This is a genomic window from Neorhizobium sp. T25_27 (assembly GCF_002968565.1).
GTDB classification, from domain to species: domain Bacteria; phylum Pseudomonadota; class Alphaproteobacteria; order Rhizobiales; family Rhizobiaceae; genus Neorhizobium; species Neorhizobium tomejilense.
The window spans coordinates 415,066-432,786 of the sequence record NZ_PVBJ01000003.1 but is presented as its reverse complement, the minus strand read 5'-3'; the positions used below and the strand labels follow the sequence as shown (position 1 = coordinate 432,786).

Sequence of the window (17,721 nt, the reverse complement as noted above, 5' to 3'; positions counted from 1 at the left end):
AGGAGGAAACAATGCTGAAATTTCTTGCAGGCAGCGTCGCGGCAGTAGCCATTTTCGTCAGCGGCGCCGTCGCCAATGCCCAGACGCTGAAAATGTGGGGGCCGGAGCAGATCACCGAACCGCTGGTCGCCGAACTCTGGAACGGCATCAAGGCGGATTTCGAGAAGGCCAATCCCGGCGTAAAAGTCGAGTTCATGCCGCCGACCGGCACGATCAGCAATGGTGCGGTACAATCCGCGATCCAGTCCGATGTCGGGCCGGACGTTATCCTGACCAATTCCGGCATCGGCCGCATCAGCATCGTCAGGAACGCCAAGCAGGTCATGCCGCTGACCGAGCAATACGAGAAGCGCGGATGGAAGAACCAGATTTATCCCTGGCTCTATGCCGAGCTGAAGGGGCAGTTTGGCGGCGAGGTCTACGAAGTGCCCGACGGACTGGATGCGCTGGGCATCTGGTATCATAAGGATCTCTTCGCCCAGGCCGGCTGGAAGGTTCCCGCCACCTGGAAGGAGTTCGAGACCCTGCTGACGGCGATCGACGCCAAGGGCCTGCAGCCGATCGCCATCGGTCCGCGCACAACCGGCAGCGCCGGCCACCTGTTGGGCAACCTGCTGCAGTCTGCCAGCGGCAAGGAGACGATCGGCAAGGCCCTGCGCAAGGAAATCGCCTGGGACGATCCCAAGGTCGCGGCCGGAGCCGTGCGTCTGCAAAAGCTGGTCGAGTCCGGCTTCATCAAGAAGGAGATGGCGGGCCTCGATCTCGATGGGGCCTCGCGGCTGTGGTTCAACAAGCGCGCGGCGATGTTCGTCGCCGGTCCCTGGTTCACCGCCAATGCACGCAAGGCCGGATACGATCTTGTCAACGCCGGCTATGCGCCCATGCCCTCGGACATTCCGGGCGAGGCGATGCCGACCGGCGGCGTCGGCTGGAGCTGGCTCGTGCCGGTCAATTCCAAGCAACCTGATCTGGCGATGAAATGGATCGATTTCATGCTGTCCGACCCCGTGATGAAGAAACGCGCCCAGGCGCCGGCCAGCACCATGATCTATCCGCGTGAACTGACCGGCATTGAGCCGCCGACCCCCGTGCTCAAGGAGATCTTCGCGGCCGCAGCCGCAGGCGTCGGCTACAATCCCAGCGTCTACCTGCCTGCCACCGTGCTCGACACCTATTTCCAGGTGATCCAGGGACTGATCTCCGGGCAGGTCACCGGCGAGGCCGGAATGAAGCAGATCCAGGCAAAAATGGCAGAGGCGAAATAGCGTGATCAATCGTGAAACGCCCGGGAGCAGCACTGTTGCTCCCCTTGGCAACCGTTCGGCAATAGCCGAAACGGCAACAGTCGAGGCGGGAGGGTCCGTACCCCGCCGCTTCGACAGCCACGACACCGGCAGCGCGCTATGGTTGATGGCGCCTGGCCTGGTGCTCTACGCGATCTTCAGCCTGTTGCCGATTGCTGCCACCTTCTGGCTGAGCTTCAACAGTTCGGCCGGTTTCAACACGGCCTCCAGCTTCGTCGGCCTCGACAATTATGCGGCCACAGCGGCCGATCCCATCGTCTGGCAGAGCCTTTGGCATACCTTGCTTTGGCTGATCTACCATGTGGTGCTGGCCGGCGGCCTTGGGCTTGCGCTGGCGCTCGCCATCAGTCGGCTGAAGGTCACTCAGGTGTTCTTCCGCACCGCCTTCTTCCTGCCGCATCTGGTGTCGCTGGCCGTGGTCGGGGTCATCTGGGCGAATATCTACGATCCGTTCTACGGTCTTCTCAACACCGCGCTGACGGAACTAGGGCTGGGCGCCTTCACGCAAGGATGGCTCTCGGATCCGGCTTTAGTGCTTTTCTCCGTCAACGTCGCAAGCTCATGGCAGGGTTTTGGCCTCTACATGCTGCTGTTTATTGCCGGCCTGCAGAACATCGACCACTCGCTTTACGATGCTGCGGAGGTCGATGGTGCCTCAGCCTGGCAGAAGCTCGTGTACGTCACTTTGCCGGGGCTGCGGGAAGTGACCACCTTCGTCGTGTCGCTGGCCATGATCAACGGCCTGAAAGGCTTCGCGACCGTCTTTGTCATGACCAATGGGGGGCCGTTCTATCAGAGCGAGTTGATCACCACCTACATCTACAGGCTGGCCTTCCAGTCGCAGGATCACGGGCGAGCGGCGGTGCTGTGCATCCTGCTCAGCCTGCTGGCGATCGTCATTACCCTCGTCTTCAACCGCTGGCGTGCGAGGCTTTCGAAATGAGTATCCGTCACCGCGAATGGCCGGTCGTGCTCGGCCTCGCTCCCGTCATGCTGCTAACCCTGGCCCCCTTTGCCTGGCTCATCGTGTCGAGTCTCAAGACCGAGGCCGAGATCGGCCAGGCCGATCCCTATGCCTGGCCCGCCGACCTTATGTGGCGCAACTATCAGGATGCCTGGCAGATCGGCGGCTTCGGGGAACTTGTTGGCAACAGCCTGCTCAATCTTGCAGGCGTCGTGCTCCTGTCCCTGCTGACCTGCGCGCCCGCCGGCTATGCCCTGGCGAAGATCCACTTTCCCGGCCGGGAATGGCTGTTCTACACTTTCATTCTGGGGCTGACGATCCCTGTCCAGGCCATCGTTGTCCCGCTCTATCAGGTGCTGTTCGGCCTCAACCTGGTGAACACGCTGTCGGGCATCGTGCTGGCGCAGGTCAGCAGTGGCATTCCCTTCGGCATCTTCCTGATGCGCAGCTTCTTCATCAGCGTGCCCGACGAACTGATCGAGGCCGCCAAGATCGACGGGGCATCGCATCTGCAGATCCTGACCAAGGTGCTGCTGCCGATCTCGACGCCGGCAATCCAGGCGCTGGTGATCATCAGCGCGCTATCCACCTGGAACGATTTCTTCCTGCCGCTGATCGTGCTGATCAGTCCCGAGGTGCAGACGCTTCCGCTCGGCCTGGTCAGGTTCGCCAGCACTTACGCTTCCGAATACCGGCTGGTGTTTTCCGGCACCGTCATTTCCTTCCTGCCTGTCATCATTCTCTACATCCTGATGCAGCGCCGCTTTACCGAGGGCCTGACACAGGGTGCAATCAAGGGCTGACCATGTCACATCATGTCCAGCGGGAAATCCGCTATAATTTCGAATTCGACAACCGCATCAAGGCCTGCTTCATCGGCGCCGGCGGCCATGCCTATCGCAATGTTTATCCGGCCCTGCGCTATGCGCCGGTCGAACTGCTCGGCATCTGCGATCTTGACGTCGACCGCGCGGCCAAGTTCGCCAGGCTGTTCGGCGCGGAGAGAGCCTATAGCGATCACCACGAGATGCTGGCGAAGGAAAAACCCGACCTGGTATTCCTGGTCACGGCCTACCACCCAGACGGGCGGGTGCAGGCAACCGACCTTGCGCTGGATGCGCTGAAGGCGGGTTGCCATGTCTGGATGGAAAAGCCGACCGCGGCCAGCGTCGAGGAGATCGAGCGGCTTATGGCGGCCAGCTCCGCTGCCGGGCGCATGGTCATGACAGGCCTCAAGAAAACCTTCTTCCCGACGATCGAGAAGCTCAAGGACCTGATCGGCTCGCCCGAATTCGGCAGCCTGACCTCGATCAACGTTCGCTACCCCCAGAGCCTGCCGGCGCCTGGCGAGCGCGGCGACCTCGTCAAGATGCAGAGCTTCCTCGACCACATCTACCACCCAGGCTCGATCCTCAATTTTCTCGGCGGAGAGATCGAGCGGGCAAGCTACGAGTGGGGGGCGGCCACGGGGGCGACCGTCACCAACATGAAGTTCCGCTCAGGCGCGATCGGCACGCTGCATCTCGCAGCCGGCCAGTCCGGCGGCAGCATGTTCGAGCGCGTCGAGATCATCGGCGAGGGCGCCAATGCTATCGTCGAGAACGGCAGCAAGCTCACCTATTTCCGCAAGGCGGACCTGCCGAGCTATGGCCGTGCGACGAGCTTTATCCAGCCCGACACCAACGCGGCCCTGGTCTACGAGCCGGAGCATTCGCTTGGACAGCTCTATAACAACAATCTCTTCTATCTCGGTTACGTGCCGGAGATCCTGCACCTGGCCGACGCGATCCAGTCCGGGCGCCCCATCACCAAGGGAACGCTCGAGGTCGCCCGCGAGATCATGAAACTCTTCGAACTCTACCGACGCGCCGATGCCGGCGTCACCATCAATCTTTGATCCGGGAGCCGCACATGACGGAAAGCGACATCATCTTCAGGAAGGCGGGCGGCGAGTTCGTGCGGACATCCTGGGGCGAACTGAACTGGAAGATCACCGGCGAAGGCGCACCGGGTGCGGAGATGACCTTCGGCACCTGCCGCATCAATCCGGGCGAACGCAATCAGCTGCATTCGCACCCCGATTGCGAGGAAATCCTTTATGTCGTCTCGGGCAGTTGCGAACACAAGCTCGGCGACGCGCTGTATGTGTTGCAACAGGGCGATGCCATCCGCATTCCCCGCAACATCCGCCACTGGGCGCGAGCGCTCGGTTCCGAGCCGCTGTTCGCGCTGATCATGTTTTCGTCCGGCCAGCGCACCGCCGTGAACCATGAAGGCGAGGGAACGGCCTGAAGGTCGCCCGGGAGGAGGAGAGGCATGGCTTCGATTGCATTGCAGAATATCAGGAAGAGCTACGGCAGCCTGCCGGTCATCCACGGCGTCGACATCGCCATCGAGGACGGGGAGTTCATAGTGCTGGTCGGCCCCTCTGGTTGCGGAAAATCCACTTTGCTCCGGATGATAGCCGGGCTGGAATCGATCAGCAACGGCCGGCTTTCCATCGGGGGGACCTTCGTCAACGACCTGAGATCCAAGGATCGCGACATCGCCATGGTGTTCCAGAACTATGCGCTTTATCCCCACCTGACGGTCGCCGAAAATATGGCCTTTTCGTTGAAACTGCGCGGCGTGGCCAAGGACGAAATCGCCTGGCGGGTCGACAATGCGGCAAGAATTCTGGCGCTGGAACCCTATCTCGACCGCCATCCGCGCCATCTCTCAGGCGGCCAGCGCCAGCGCGTGGCAATGGGCCGCGCCATCGTTCGCGATCCAAAGGTCTTCCTGTTCGACGAGCCCCTGTCCAATCTCGATGCCAAGCTGCGCGTGGCGATGCGGGCGGAGATAAAGGAACTGCATCAGCGGCTGAAAATCACGACCGTCTATGTCACCCATGACCAGACGGAGGCGATGACCATGGCGGACCGCATCGTCGTCATGCGCGATGGCATGGTCGAGCAGGTCGGCACGCCGCTTGATATCTACGACAATCCCGCGACGACTTTCGTTGCCGGCTTTATCGGCATGCCACCCATGAACCTGATCAAAGGCCGTATTCAGGCCGACGATCCCAAGATATTCCGGACTGCAAGCGGCGTTCCTCTGCCGCTTCCGCCCGACCGGAGGTTTGCGGCCAGTGATCGCGAGCTGATCTACGGTGTGCGGCCGGAAAAACTCGTCTTAGTCGCGGAAGGTGGCATTCCCGCACGTGTCGCGATCGTCGAACCGACGGGATCGGAGACGCAGGTAACCGTCCGGGCGCAGGATCAGGATCTGACGATACTGCTACGCGAACGCGTCCCCTTGCGTCCCGGCGACACGATAAACCTTGCTGTCAGCCCGGCCGATGTTCATCTTTTCGACGCGGCCACCGGCCAGCGTACAGAGGGATAGCAAGGAACCGAACGGACGGCGCAAGCGGCGTGCTGAAACCTGCGATGGCGGAGCAGTTCATTGATATTCAGTTGTGAAAAACCAGTCGTCGGTTCACATCCGTTCAAGGCGGGATATCTAAACTGACGGGATGTTCGTCCTCGTCAATGAACGTCTTGAAAAGTTGGGTCATTTCTGTATATTTGATATCAAGGCCATCATTTTTACGGAGGTGATATCAATGCCGGCAGTCACCATTCGAAACCTTTCTGACGAAACACATCGTGCTCTGCGCGTTCGAGCCGCTCATCATGGCCGGAGCACCGAGGCCGAGATCCGCGACATTCTTGAAGCCGCTGTCCGTCCTCCCGAACGTATAAAGCTCGGTTCCTTGCTGTCTGCCATTGGTCGCGACGCCGGGCTTTCCGACGGCGACGTTGAAGCCATAGAGAAAACTCGCGACAAGACACCTGCTCAACCGATGACCTTCGAATGATCCTGCTGGACACCAACGTTATATCCGAGCCTTGGAAACCGGTACCTGATGAGGCAGTAACCGCCTGGTTGGACGCCCAAGCTATCGAAACGCTTTTCCTATCCGCGATAACGATTGCTGAACTTCGCTTCGGGATCGCTGCTATGCCTTCGGGGAAACGGCAAACTATCCTTCGCGACCGCCTTGAGGGCGAAGTGCTGCCCCACTTTTCCAAGCGCATCCTGTCCTTCGACCTGGCTGCTTCTCAGTCTTATTCCGGACTGATGGCACGCGCTCGGGTATCTGGGAGAGCGATTGGCACGGCTGATGGCTACATTGCAGCCACAGCGGCAGCAAACGGCCTCGCGATCGCCACTCGTGATACCAGCCCTTTCGAGGCTGCTGGGCTGAAAGTTATTAATCCCTGGTCCAGATAACTACGTGTGCATGTAGGTGCCGTGAGTTCGGATCCCTCAAGACCTTGGGCCGCCTGATTATCTGGTCCGAAGTTCTCGCTCCCGATATGTATCGTGCCGTAGGATTCCGCCGCCATGAAGGTTGCGGATTCAGAACTGCAGTGAGCGCGTTCCTGCTCCATGCCAATTCGCGGGCTCGTGAAACCTATCCTGGAGAGGTCAGCGCGAACTTCACCGACCCGGCCCCTCCGACCGCAGGTCACCAGGTCATAATCTGCCTGCGGCTTGCTGCTTTCATGAAGGCTTCGACCAAATTGTGAGAGCTCAGGAGGCGCTCCTAGCGCGGAGGGCTGATGGCATCTCGGATCCTATGGAACATTGGCATGACATCATTGAAACTCGCCTTGGTGGTAGCGCAGGTAACGGTTGTGCGTCCTTTGGGGGTTTCGAGCATGGACATCATCAGCCGAACGTTCGCGTGGTCAGGACCGGTTTTAGGAACGCCGATGAACTCGACTCCGGAAATGCCATCGATCTCGAAAGCGCTGGCGGTCTCCAGCTCGATGCTAGCCGAGAGCGATCTGCGGGCCTGTTCGCTCCATTTCTCATCAAGGATCATCGCGTTGATCTGAGGCTGAGTGAAACCGACGTTCTGGGGATCGGAGCGAAACGTAACCCCGCAGAGATAGCTTGATGTTCCGACTGGCGGCGGTTGCCCGGAAGCGGGGTCGATCCCGAAAAGGACATCATATACCGGGTCCTTTGCAGAGTCGCGCTTGATGACGAATCCACTGCCGAGATTGATCTTCAGTCCGCTGACGGGATCTTCCATTCCGTGTGCTGGGAGAGAGATGCAGATAGCGGCCATGAACGCCGATCGACGCAACAGGTTTGTCAGGATGCGGATGAATCGAATGCCAAACGTCATGTTGAAAACCATGTGGTAGTACCTTTCCATCAACGTCAGTGCTGTTTGACACGCACCTTGACCGTGTGTTGATTTTCAGCACGATTTGATCGGTTTTTCCACTTCGCCGTGATCCACTCAGGGCGAATAAAGATAGTTGGACACAATTCCCTACGTCGGATTTGGTGGGGTAACAGGAAATGAAAAAACGGATCAGATGATGGTCGAACATGGAGGTGTTCTATCGCGGCCTTTACCTGCAAAGCCGGATCATATGATGCCAGCGTTGATGAACTTTGAGCGTATTATTGGCACAAGGCGGGGCGCGCATTTGAACCGCCGCACCTTGCTTGCAGTGGGAGTGCTTGGAATGCCGTCCTGCCAATGCAGGTTATGACCAGTAGGCCGCAATGTGGAGATCAGGCGGGCGGCGAGATTGGATGATGGAGAGGTTCCTGAAGTCGTCGGCCATATCTTTCCCAGCAGCGAACCAAACACAGACATTTGGCAGATCGTGGGGCAACCGCGGGAGGGCTGCCATTACGGCAGACCAATCGCCGATCGCATCCACGCAAAGCCTCGTCAGGCTGACGCCCGCCGGAGTTGGAATGGGATATTCGGCGGATCCGGGCACGGTTTCGAGAAGAAAAACAGAGCCCGTTATGTCCACTGCCTGTGCTTCCAATAACCTTGCGATTGCGGGAAATGCTGCCTCGTCACCTACGATCAGCCATTGGGGGCGTTGGATCAGCTTTCCTCGGCCAAGCCCCATGATACCAACGACATCATCCGCGGGAGCGGTCTCAGCCCACTTGCCGGTGCGGCCGCCGAGGTGCCTAAACACATCAAACTCGATCCAGCTCGCGTCCGGATCTGCGTTCCGGACTGTGTAGACGGGGCGATGCAGCGCGCCGTCTCCTGTCGGCCATACGGTCCGGCCGTTATTGCCAATATAGGGCCAGGCCGGCGGCCCGCTGCATGGTGGCTGTATAAGCCGAAAGTGGATGCCATCCCCAGTGAAGGGCTGGAGGTCGCGACCCGACAGCCGCACACGCAGGAAAGCCGACCCAATAGGGTTGACCGAGACGACCTTGCAGAGACGGAAACCCGGCGGCGATACACCGGCACCGTCTACTGTTTTCCAGCACAGAACACGGGCTATTTCCGGCGCGACCTCTAGCAGATGCTCCCCGATCTCGTCGCGCAGCAGCTGGAGGGTATCGCTCTGTGCAGCCGTTACCGTCATTTCGAGACCATCGGATGCTGCGCATACGAGGATTTCGCCAAGGTCCGTGCGGCAACCAACACAGCCATTTTCCTCAACAATGGGCAGACCTTGCTGTTGTGCCTCACGTAGAATGATCGACTTTACGATCTCGAACCCGATGCCCGGAAATACCGCATGCGCGATGAAAGGATGTGGATTCCGCTCCATGACCGACATCATTTGCCCTTTCACCGAGGAATCACGTGCGGACAACCATGCAGCGGATCGGGTATGACGAGACAATCCAACCCAAAAATCTGCCGCATCGTCGCCTCCGTGATCACATCGCCCGGCGCGCCCTCGCGATGTATTTTCCCATCCTTGAGTGCAAATACATGATCGGCGAAACGTGCGGCCAGATTGATGTCGTGGAGAACCATGACGACCGTTTTGGCACTCTCCCGATTCAGCTTTCGCACCAGATCCAGAAGCTCGATCTGGTGGGGCAGATCCAGAAACGTTGTCGGCTCGTCGAGCAAGAGGATTGGTGCGTCCTGCGCCAATATCATTGCGATGAAGGCTCGTTGGCGCTGTCCGCCGGACAGTTCCGACAGGGGCCGAAGTGAATACGCCTCTACACCGGCCAGCGCCAGGGCTCGCTCGACCGCCAGAGCATCTCCGCGGGACCATTGTGACAAAGGTGACTGCCATGGAGTTCTGCCCCGCGCGACCAGATCGAATACGCGTAGATATTCCGGGACGGTCGAATTTTGCGGCAGGATCGCCAGCTGCCTTGCAACCTGTTTCGACTTCTGGCGATCGATGGGGTCTCCTTCAAGCAACACCTCCCCCTCATCCGGCCGCAAAAGCCGGGCGAGGCAACGCAGCAATGTTGACTTCCCGCAGGCGTTGGGACCGATGACGACACTGATCTTTCCTCTTGGCACAGCAAGACCGATGTCGTCGAGCACAGTGCCGACCGGCCGCGTCAGTGTCAGGCCTCCAGCTGACAGTGGAAAGGTGGCGGTTTTCATCAAATCACTCCCTTGCGGATTTCGAGGGTAAGTTGCCACATCAATAGCGGGGCTCCGATCATCGCAGTGAAGACCCCGGTCGGAAGATCGGCCCCAATAGGGAGAGAACGGCAGACAAGATCGGCAAGGACCGTCAGGCACGCCCCGACCGCCGCGGCTCCCAAAAGCGGCGAGCCGTTGCCCGCACCGGATGCAGCTGAAAGCCTGCGGGCGATTGGATTGGCTGCGAAGGCGACGAACGGCAGGGGCCCGGCTACACCGACGGCGCATGCGGTGAGGCCAACTGACAGAAAGAGGATTTTCAATCGGGTTGTCGAGACGTTGAGCCCTAGACCTGTGGCAATGTCATCGCCTAGTGCCAGGCTCTTCAGTGCAAATCCCTGCCATAGCGCGAACGGCCCAAGTATGATCAATGCGCCAAAGATCAGGACTACGTCACCCCATTCCGGACTGGGAAACGCGCCGACGAGCCATTTCATGATGTCTGCGGCGGTCAAGGGATCTAGCCGCGCCATCATGATATCGACGAGAGCCATGAGGAAGAGGCTCAGCGCCAAACCTGTAATCACGAGACGCGCTGACGACAGCCCCTTGTTCCAGGCGAGCGCGAGAACGAACGCTGCGGACAACACGCCGCCAACCATGGCTCCTGGCAAGACCCAAAAACTGCTTCCGGTCAGCATAACGGTGAAAAGCGCTCCGGTGGCAGCGCCGGAACTAAATCCGACGATGTCTGGAGAAGCCAACGGATTGCGCAACATGTCCTGGATCAGTGCGCCGGCGACGCCAAAAGCTGCGCCAGCCCCGATCCCGACGAGAAGGCGCGGCAGACGATGATACCAAATGACGATATCGGGGGTTTCATCCCCTTGCTGAAAGAGAATGGTCGATATTTCCGCCGTGGTCAGCGGATAGTTTCCAAAGTACAGAGCAAGCCCGGAGACAGACATGAGGATTGCAAGCGTCAGCACGGTCAAGACAAGCGTCTGCGGGTTAACCCTCCCGGAAAACGCAAAGCATCGCCACGTCACAGCAGTTGGCCTTCTCATACGCCTACCCGTCCTCTCCGGATTGCAAGGATCAGAGCCGGTGCGCCGATCACGGCGACCATCACCCCCGCCTGCATGCCCGTGCCGGCAAACAGCAGACGTCCAGCGATATCGGCAGCCAGGAGGATGGTGGCGCCCAGAAGAGCCGACACCAATAGCCGAATACGCTCGTCCCCGGCGACCAGCCCCATGGCAAGATGTGGCGCGATCAGTCCGACAAAGCCGATAGGGCCTGCCAGCGTGACAACGGCCGAGCAGAGACAAACGGCGGCGGCAAGTCCAAGCAGGTAGGCGAGCCGAATATCGACGCCAAGCGACCTGGCGTGATCCTCGCCGAGCACATAGGCGTTCAGCATCAATCCGGCAGCCACCGCGAGGACGAGGCCTACGGCGAACAGTGGCGACAACGTCCCGATGGCTGCCATGGATATCCCGTCAAGCCCGCCCATGACCCAGAAACGATAGGTGTCGAGCGCTTGCTGGCTCAGCAAAAGGAAGCCACGCACAATCGCCAGGAAGAACGCGCTGACGGCAGCACCCGCGAGAAGCAGACGTATGGGGTGCGGCCTGCTGCCCGCAAAGGCTCCAAGCGCCAGAACAGCCAAGGCACCCGAGGTTGCGCCCGCCATGGCGGCCACCGATCTTGCCAATGTTATTGCATCGCCGGCAACGGCAATGAAGATCACCACACCGAAAGCCGCTCCGGCATTGATTCCAAGCAGCCCAGGGTCTGCCAACGGGTTTCGGGTAACTGTCTGCATGACGGAGCCAGCCGCTCCGAGGGCCGCGCCGCACAATAAGGCTGCCACCAGCCGCGGTATTCGCAACGACCACACGACAATATCTTCGGGCCGATTAAAATCTCTGGCAACGAGTGCATTCCACAGCTCGTTAAACGTAATAGGCCGAGGGCCGAGTGAGAGTGTCAGACCGAACAATATCAGGAAAATGGGCAACGCGAGGAGTAACAGCGGCCGGCTCTTCATGGGTTTTGGCCCCCGGCGCTAGCAGCGTTTGAGGGCGAAGTACTTGCCAGCACCTTCTCAAGCTCCGGAACGAGGCTCGAAAGCGCATAGTCGAGGCTGAGCGGACTGGAATGTGAAAGCGCGGCAGAAAGCAGGACGTCAGCATGGACCTCACGCCCAGTCCTGACAGCACGGAGAAAGGGATAAAGCGGCTGGCTTGCGAACTCAGGGCGCCCTTTTCCGGAATTCAGCCAGATCAGTACGTCAGTGTCGATCGGGGTCAGATCTTCAGGAGACAAGCGCACATAGAAACTCCGCCCCACCGCCAGCGCATCGACCGCGTCTGGCGTTCTGAAGCCAAGGGCGGCAAGGAAGCGACTTCTGACATCGCGCGACGTGAAGGTTTCGGGCCCTCGTATAGACGCCATCACCGCTGTCTTCGTATGCCAATCGGGGTGTGCCGCCCGAACGGCCGCGAACTTCCCCTCCAGTCGATCAATAATCTCCTTTGCGGCCGTTTCGCGAGCCGTCGCGTAACCGAAAACTCTGGTCATCTCCTGCCAGCGCATGTCGTAATCCCCGCCGTCGGCCGCCGGTGGCAAGGTGGGCGCTATTCTCGACAGGAATCGGTATTCGGCTTCGGTCATGCCTGACCACATGCCCTCAATGAGGTCAGGGTGCAGCGCAGCGATTCGTTCGAGATCGATCTGACCACTCAAGACAACCGGGACTTCGTCTCCGAGAGCTTTCTCTGCCCAAGGCCAGACGCCCTTTGGGTTGTTTCCGTACCAGTAGCGCAAGCCTGCCGGTTTGATCCCCAATGCCAGCGCGAAGTCGTGCCCGATGTAGCTGAGTGTGACCACTCGAACCGGCTTTGTCGTCACGACCGTAGACCCGTAGCGATGCTCGATCGTGCGCGGGAAGTCTTCCGCACACGCGCTGCTCGCGGTCAATAACAGCGTCGACAGGACTATCAATCTTCTCAAAACCTGCATCGGGTGCCCCGAATAATCTAACACCCAGAGGTGCCTTCGCTTCGCTGGATGCATTGGTTCAGAATTTGCGCGACGCGGTGAACGTCACCCGTCGCCCCTCGTTGTAGGTGCAGCTACCGGCATAGTCCGCCAGTGGGCCTACCGCCGTAGCGAATGTGGCGGCATTGCATTCGGCCTCGTATTTCTTGTCGGCGAGGTTGCGCGCGGCCAGAACGAGGCTCCAGCCGTCCCGCTGATAGCTGATCGATGCATCGAGAAGGTTAGCGGAGCTGATATGATAGGCGTTGGTGGCATCCGAAAAATATGAGCCGACATGCCGTATCCCGATCCCAAGACTGAGACCTTCAAGCGCAGGCGCCTGCACATCATGTTTGACCCAGGCGGAGGCCGAATGGACAGGCGCCCTCGCGGGCCTCTTGCCCTGGAGCGTCGGATCCTTCGTCACCTCGGCATCCACATACGTGTAGGAGCCGAGAACCGTGAAGCCGTGGCTAAGCTCAAGAAGCGCGTCGACGTCGACACCCATTGAGCGAACCTTGCCTGCCTGGATCTTTGTTATTCCAGTCAAGTCGGTCGGGTCGTTATAAGTGGCGTTCAGCTTTGTTGTGTCGAACAGGGCCACGTTAAAGTGACCGCGGTCTTCCGGCAGCTTGTAACGCAGGCCGATTTCGTAGGCACGTGACGTCTCCATGTCGAGGGCCGCGCCACTTGCCGTGATGCCGGCGGGGGGAACGTTGAAGGAGTAGGCAGCGTTGCCATAGACGGTCCATGCATCATCGAAATTCCAGGCAATGCCGAAACTGCCGGACGTCACCTGACCTTCGGATGTGATCTTTCCGGCACTCGTTTCTGTTGAGCTCGTGACCCAATCATGCCGGATGCCGCCACTGAAAACGAGGTTGTCGAACTCACTCCGGCTCGTCAGATACACACCCGTCTGATCTATGTCATTGTTCAAAACGGCAGGCAGATGGGTGGGAAGCCCGGACAGGAAGTTTGTCAGATCACCCGTGAAGAGATTCAGCTCTCCCAGATATCCCTGGGCATAATCCACATCGGAACGGGCAAGGTAATGATCGAAGCCTGCCACAATAGTGCCGCTCAAGTCTCCGGACTCGAATTCGTAAGATAAATTGTTATCGAAACTCGCCTGGTAGGCCTTCTGGTCTAGATCGAACTTGCTGAGCAACGCGGTGTCAACCGAACTCGGATCTGCTCCAGGTACACCAAACAGTGCAGGCAGCGAGACGAAAGCGGCCGGAACCGCGGTTCGCATCCGCCAGTCGTTTTGCGCATATCGCGCTTTGCTATGGAAGGTGATGCCCGTTTCGAACTCATGCTCGAACTCATAGCCGACGGTGGTCTGCCTGGTTTTGACGGAGTTGTGGTCTGCAAGTCCGGTGTAGGTATCCGGCGAGAAATGCCCAAGCGGGTTGTGGCGCCGCGATCCGTATTCCGGCACAACCGACCAGCTGTCTCCGACATGGTCCTTTTGAATTTCTGCGAAAAGAGTGAGGCTGGTTGTGTCTTCCGGCTTCCACGTCAACGAAGGCGCCACGTAGAAACGTCCCCGATCGACTTCGTCATAATTTGTGCCTGATCGGTTGGCCACACCGACGAAGCGATAGGCGAAATCATCGCCGATCGGGCCAGTGCTGTCGATGCCGGCCTCCATTCCTCCATAGCTGGAAAGACGGCCAAAGACCGTATTGCCTGGCTCGAAGCTCGGACGTTTGGTCACGGCATTGACCAGGCCCCCCGGCTCGTTGGACCCATAAAGATCGGAGGTCGGCCCCCGGAGAATATCGAGGCGCTCCAACCCGAAAGGTTCGGTCCGCCATGCCGCCCAGCCGAATGTGCGCAACGGCATGCCATCTCGATAGGTACCGACATTCTGGGTTTCAAAACCGCGGATCACGTACTGGTCGTAGCGATCATCGTTACCGTAGAGTCCGGTGGCGACACCTGGCGAATAGGCGATTGCTTCTTCGAGATCGGATACCCCCCGGTCGATCATCTGTCGCTGTGTCACGACGTTTACCGAACGTGGTGTCTTCTGAATATCGGCGGAGATACGGGTGGCCGTGGTGCTGGAATCCAAATTGTAGGAATCCTCACTCGACTGGCCGCCGCTTAGAATGATGGGCTGAAGGACGGTCGCGTCGTCGGAGCCAAACGCGCCGCTTGCCGTCTCCGATGGGCCGATAATCGTCACGCTGTTTCTGCTGGTGAACCGCCAGGTTAGTCCAGTCCCCGACAACAGCTTGGCGATCACTTCCGGCGCTGCGCCTTCTCCCCGGAAGCCATCTGTCCGCAACGATCGTGTGGCCGCAGCATCGTAGATAAGTTGCAAACCCGCCACGTCTGCAAAGCGGTTTAATGCCTGGGGCAGGGGCCCGGCTGCGATTTCATACCGCACCGTCACGGCTCGCTCCTGAGCAGCGGCGATGCCGACGAAAGGAACCGTGACAACCGGCAAAAATACCGTCGTCGCAAGAAATACCGCCAGCCTGCGCGTGGAGCGGTGAGACGCCGCAAAGTGAGAATTCATGTAGACCCCCTGGACACATCTCTGACCGCTGACAACAGGCAATCAGATGATTTCGCGGTCTAAGACGTTTGCCCAGAGAAAAACCGGAGTAAGGAAATCAAGATATTTCAAAAAAATTCAGCGATGGATCAAGATCACGAGACTTCCCAGCCGTGTGTCATTGAATCCAAAGGATTTTTCCAGCGCCTCGATGATCTTGACGATGTCGCTTGTCTCAAACACGCCGCTGACCCGTCGCGCTCTGATGGACCCATCGACAATCCTTATCACTCCCTTATGATAGCGGTTGAGTTCGTCGATAACCTCGCCCAGCGGCCGGTCGACGAAGATCAGCTTTCTCCGTCTCCATGCCGTTTCGGATGCAGCATCCACTTTCTCGATGGAGCCAAGATGGCCATCTTCGTAACGGACACGTTCATCCGGGCCGAGTTCGACGGATGCTCCGGCAGGCTTGCCCGAAACGGCAACATGGCTTTCGATTACCGTCACGACACCGCCGCGGTCATCGTTTCGAACACCATATACGGTGCCGAGCGCAGTTGCCTCGCCTCCCTCGGACTCCACAATGAAAGGTCGGTGCGGATCGGAAATCACGGTGAAGACAGCCTCACCCTTCTTAAGGTGGATTCTGCGTTCACCAGAAGAGTAGGCAATTGTAATAGCCGTGCCGCTGTTCATTTCGGCTGTTGAGCCGTCCGGCAAAGCCAGGACCTGGAATTCGCCAATTGCCGTATAGCCATCGGCAAACAATGTCGATGGAACGTCGAGGACGTAAATGCCAAGGCCAAGGAGACAGAGAAACGTGAAGCCGGCCGCGATCGGTCGCAGGAAGTCACGCGCAGGCGGAGGCGGCGTTAGAAAGGCCGGGGTTAGCTGAGCCGCTCCAAGGTCCCGCCAAGTGCCGGCAATTTCTGAATAAGCGTCGCGGTGTTGATCTGAGGCCGCAAGCCAAGAACGGAATGCCACCTCATCCTCTACCGAGAGAGGGCCGCCATCGCGCCGAAAGAACCATTCGGCCGCCTGTTCCAGCATATCCTTGTCGTTGAGATCCGTCATGAACAACGGTTAGCCTTGTAACGTCCAGAGACAATGAGACAATGAGTTAGTCCAACCAAAACAGAAGACGTTCTGGAGGAGCCAAGCCCCAGGTCGGGTGCAAATTTAGTCATTTGCCTTTACGCGCCGAGCGCAGTGGACCGTTGCCGCTGCCAGGTGCTTCTCCACAGCACTGGTGCTGATCCTCATCCGATTGGCGATTTCGGCGTGGGACAACCCTTCGAAGCGCCGAAGAACGAAGCACTCGCGGCATCGCGGCGGAAGTTCAGCAACGGCCTGTGCGAGAACTGCCAGTCGCTGCCGGCCGATGACCTCCCGCTCCGCATCCGGCCGATCATCGGCAGCATCCAGGGTGCCAGCGTCGATGAAACTTCTCTGGAGGCGCACTCGATGGCGATGGTGATCAGTAACGAGATTCGAGAGTATGCGGTAGAGATAGGCCCGTGGATTGAACGGCAGGTCGTTGCCAGTCGTCACCAGCCGTAGACAAGCCTCTTGGACAAGTTCGTCCGCCACCGCATCGTCGCCAACCCTCCGTCGCGCATAGCGTCGGAGCTCTCCGTAGCATCGTTCGATGACACCCGCGAGGAACCGCTGGGGATCATTGCCGTCCGAGAGCACCGAATCCGTCATTTCCTGAACTGCCTGTACCACCGAAATATGGCCGATGCTCAACCTTCGCCATTCATTAGAGCGAATAGGTAGGCGTTTCAAGGCCACGCTTCTTCGAACATCACTGTCGAGCCTGGCATCGCCTCCAGGGGCTAAACGGGGCGAGGGCCAGATACCAGAGAGCCGCAAGAACTCCCCGATTTCCATCTCGAATCTTGAACATCCGCCTCGGCTAGGGACGTTCAGCGGAATGTTGCCTCGGAAAAGGCTCGGCGTCCCGAATAGCGGGGAATGCTACTCCCTCACCAGAGCGCGCGGTTAGGGGTATCGAGTTTTTAGACCCAAGGCATCTGAACGCTGGGAGGTTGCTCGTTTCCGCCAAGCGAAAACGGGTTTATGCTTTTACATAGACCAGGGCGGTGGTAATTCATGACCTAAGACAGCATTCTGACGGCGTTAGCTCAGGTAGTCTTGGCCGGTCTCACGCGGGTGAAGCCACTTGAACCTCTCGACAATCCGCAAAGCGAGCGGCTCCGCCGTCATGATTTACAAGACCTGGTGGCGATGGCCAACGACGAAAATTTGGCCACATTCAACAACCCTGAGGCAGAGAAGCATGGTAGCAGCGTACATTGACGAATTCATCATGTTTTGCGCTGGCCTTTGGATGACGGGGGTCGGATTTGGTTATCTGTCGCTATCAAGCAATCCGGCCCGTCGGCCGTCGGTCGTTCGTCATTTCAAGTGGATGGGTCCGCTGCTGCTCGTTATTGCGATCATTCTAGCCGCCGCCTCATGAGCCATACAGACGCAACGT

At 59.0% G+C, this 17,721-nt stretch carries 18 protein-coding genes; 9 read left to right on the top strand and 9 right to left on the bottom strand.

The genetic code is table 11. The features are described 5' to 3' along the window. Positions 1-11: 11 nt before the first annotated feature. The 8 genes from C5J24_RS12255 (at position 12) to C5J24_RS12220 (ending at position 6,549) form a co-directional block, all read left to right on the top strand. Positions 12-1,265, top strand: a complete 1,254-nt coding sequence (locus C5J24_RS12255; RefSeq protein WP_105418163.1) for an ABC transporter substrate-binding protein — start codon at positions 12-14, stop codon at positions 1,263-1,265. A 61-nt stretch (positions 1,266-1,326) separates the two neighbouring features. Beyond that, positions 1,327-2,247, top strand: a complete 921-nt coding sequence (locus C5J24_RS12250) for a carbohydrate ABC transporter permease (RefSeq protein WP_371674252.1) — start codon at positions 1,327-1,329, stop codon at positions 2,245-2,247. Next, the gene (locus C5J24_RS12245) at positions 2,244-3,071 is read left to right on the top strand and encodes a carbohydrate ABC transporter permease (RefSeq protein ID WP_105418159.1); all 828 of its coding nucleotides are present in this window, start codon (positions 2,244-2,246) and stop codon (positions 3,069-3,071) included. The genes C5J24_RS12250 and C5J24_RS12245 overlap by 4 nt, the downstream gene beginning before the upstream one ends. Before the next feature lie 2 nt (positions 3,072-3,073). Next, the gene (locus tag C5J24_RS12240; protein ID WP_105418157.1) at positions 3,074-4,165 is read left to right on the top strand and encodes a Gfo/Idh/MocA family protein; all 1,092 of its coding nucleotides are present in this window, start codon (positions 3,074-3,076) and stop codon (positions 4,163-4,165) included. Positions 4,166-4,179: 14 nt separating this feature from the next. Then, entirely contained in the window at positions 4,180-4,560 is a 381-nt protein-coding gene (locus tag C5J24_RS12235) for a cupin domain-containing protein (RefSeq protein ID WP_105418155.1), read from the top strand. Between the two features lie 24 nt (positions 4,561-4,584). Further along, complete coding sequence (locus C5J24_RS12230) at positions 4,585-5,658, top strand: ABC transporter ATP-binding protein (protein WP_105418153.1); 1,074 nt, start codon at positions 4,585-4,587, stop codon at positions 5,656-5,658. 220 nt (positions 5,659-5,878) lie between these two features. After that, positions 5,879-6,133 (top strand): plasmid stabilization protein, encoded by a 255-nt coding sequence (locus C5J24_RS12225; protein WP_105403759.1) that lies wholly within the window; start codon positions 5,879-5,881, stop codon positions 6,131-6,133. Then, a complete protein-coding gene (locus C5J24_RS12220; RefSeq protein ID WP_105403708.1) occupies positions 6,130-6,549 on the top strand; it encodes a type II toxin-antitoxin system VapC family toxin in 420 nt (139 codons plus the stop codon). Before C5J24_RS12225 ends, C5J24_RS12220 begins: the two co-directional genes overlap by 4 nt. A 316-nt stretch (positions 6,550-6,865) precedes the next feature. Here the strand turns inward: C5J24_RS12220 and C5J24_RS12215 are convergent, their stop codons facing one another. From C5J24_RS12215 to C5J24_RS12175, 9 genes are all read right to left on the bottom strand, one after another. Further along, positions 6,866-7,468, bottom strand: coding sequence for a hypothetical protein (locus tag C5J24_RS12215; RefSeq protein WP_105403707.1), 603 nt, complete (start codon positions 7,466-7,468; stop codon positions 6,866-6,868). Between the two features lie 358 nt (positions 7,469-7,826). After that, positions 7,827-8,882, bottom strand: coding sequence for a siderophore-interacting protein (locus tag C5J24_RS12210; protein ID WP_105403706.1), 1,056 nt, complete (start codon positions 8,880-8,882; stop codon positions 7,827-7,829). An 8-nt stretch (positions 8,883-8,890) separates the two neighbouring features. Next, entirely contained in the window at positions 8,891-9,676 is a 786-nt protein-coding gene (locus tag C5J24_RS12205; protein WP_105403705.1) for an ABC transporter ATP-binding protein, read from the bottom strand. Further along, positions 9,676-10,647, bottom strand: coding sequence for an iron chelate uptake ABC transporter family permease subunit (locus C5J24_RS12200; RefSeq protein ID WP_245437550.1), 972 nt, complete (start codon positions 10,645-10,647; stop codon positions 9,676-9,678). Before C5J24_RS12200 ends, C5J24_RS12205 begins: the two co-directional genes overlap by 1 nt. 74 nt (positions 10,648-10,721) lie before the next feature. After that, a complete protein-coding gene (locus tag C5J24_RS12195; protein WP_105418151.1) occupies positions 10,722-11,711 on the bottom strand; it encodes an iron ABC transporter permease in 990 nt (329 codons plus the stop codon). After that, a complete protein-coding gene (locus C5J24_RS12190; RefSeq protein WP_172723933.1) occupies positions 11,708-12,685 on the bottom strand; it encodes an iron-siderophore ABC transporter substrate-binding protein in 978 nt (325 codons plus the stop codon). The genes C5J24_RS12195 and C5J24_RS12190 overlap by 4 nt, the downstream gene beginning before the upstream one ends. A gap of 58 nt (positions 12,686-12,743) precedes the next feature. Continuing rightward, a complete protein-coding gene (locus tag C5J24_RS12185) occupies positions 12,744-15,236 on the bottom strand; it encodes a TonB-dependent siderophore receptor (protein WP_105403701.1) in 2,493 nt (830 codons plus the stop codon). 117 nt (positions 15,237-15,353) lie between these two features. After that, positions 15,354-16,292 carry a FecR family protein gene (locus tag C5J24_RS12180; protein ID WP_105403700.1) on the bottom strand — a complete coding sequence of 313 codons (939 nt, stop codon included), beginning with the start codon at positions 16,290-16,292 and terminating at the stop codon, positions 15,354-15,356. A 105-nt stretch (positions 16,293-16,397) separates the two neighbouring features. Continuing rightward, a complete protein-coding gene (locus C5J24_RS12175; RefSeq protein WP_172723932.1) occupies positions 16,398-16,967 on the bottom strand; it encodes an RNA polymerase sigma factor in 570 nt (189 codons plus the stop codon). Positions 16,968-17,520: 553 nt separating this feature from the next. Here C5J24_RS12175 and C5J24_RS32335 point away from each other — a divergent pair. Beyond that, on the top strand, positions 17,521-17,703 hold the full coding sequence (locus C5J24_RS32335) for a hypothetical protein (protein WP_105403698.1): 183 nt from the start codon (positions 17,521-17,523) through the stop codon (positions 17,701-17,703). The last annotated feature ends 18 nt before the right edge of the window (positions 17,704-17,721 follow it).

Excerpts from the sequence above, each read along its gene's own strand:
- C5J24_RS12220 (WP_105403708.1), top strand. The coding sequence starts at position 6,130 with ATGATCCTGCTGGACACCAACGTTATATCCGAGCCTTGGAAACCGGTA.
- C5J24_RS12180 (WP_105403700.1), bottom strand. The coding sequence starts at position 16,292 with ATGACGGATCTCAACGACAAGGATATGCTGGAACAGGCGGCCGAATGG.
- C5J24_RS12240 (WP_105418157.1), top strand. The coding sequence starts at position 3,074 with ATGTCACATCATGTCCAGCGGGAAATCCGCTATAATTTCGAATTCGAC.
- C5J24_RS12195 (WP_105418151.1), bottom strand. The coding sequence starts at position 11,711 with ATGAAGAGCCGGCCGCTGTTACTCCTCGCGTTGCCCATTTTCCTGATA.
- C5J24_RS12230 (WP_105418153.1), top strand. The coding sequence starts at position 4,585 with ATGGCTTCGATTGCATTGCAGAATATCAGGAAGAGCTACGGCAGCCTG.
- C5J24_RS32335 (WP_105403698.1), top strand. The coding sequence starts at position 17,521 with ATGGTAGCAGCGTACATTGACGAATTCATCATGTTTTGCGCTGGCCTT.
- C5J24_RS12245 (WP_105418159.1), top strand. The coding sequence starts at position 2,244 with ATGAGTATCCGTCACCGCGAATGGCCGGTCGTGCTCGGCCTCGCTCCC.
- C5J24_RS12210 (WP_105403706.1), bottom strand. The coding sequence starts at position 8,882 with ATGATGTCGGTCATGGAGCGGAATCCACATCCTTTCATCGCGCATGCG.
- C5J24_RS12185 (WP_105403701.1), bottom strand. The coding sequence starts at position 15,236 with ATGAATTCTCACTTTGCGGCGTCTCACCGCTCCACGCGCAGGCTGGCG.
- C5J24_RS12235 (WP_105418155.1), top strand. The coding sequence starts at position 4,180 with ATGACGGAAAGCGACATCATCTTCAGGAAGGCGGGCGGCGAGTTCGTG.
- C5J24_RS12205 (WP_105403705.1), bottom strand. The coding sequence starts at position 9,676 with ATGAAAACCGCCACCTTTCCACTGTCAGCTGGAGGCCTGACACTGACG.
- C5J24_RS12225 (WP_105403759.1), top strand. The coding sequence starts at position 5,879 with ATGCCGGCAGTCACCATTCGAAACCTTTCTGACGAAACACATCGTGCT.
- C5J24_RS12215 (WP_105403707.1), bottom strand. The coding sequence starts at position 7,468 with ATGGTTTTCAACATGACGTTTGGCATTCGATTCATCCGCATCCTGACA.
- C5J24_RS12255 (WP_105418163.1), top strand. The coding sequence starts at position 12 with ATGCTGAAATTTCTTGCAGGCAGCGTCGCGGCAGTAGCCATTTTCGTC.
- C5J24_RS12190 (WP_172723933.1), bottom strand. The coding sequence starts at position 12,685 with ATGCAGGTTTTGAGAAGATTGATAGTCCTGTCGACGCTGTTATTGACC.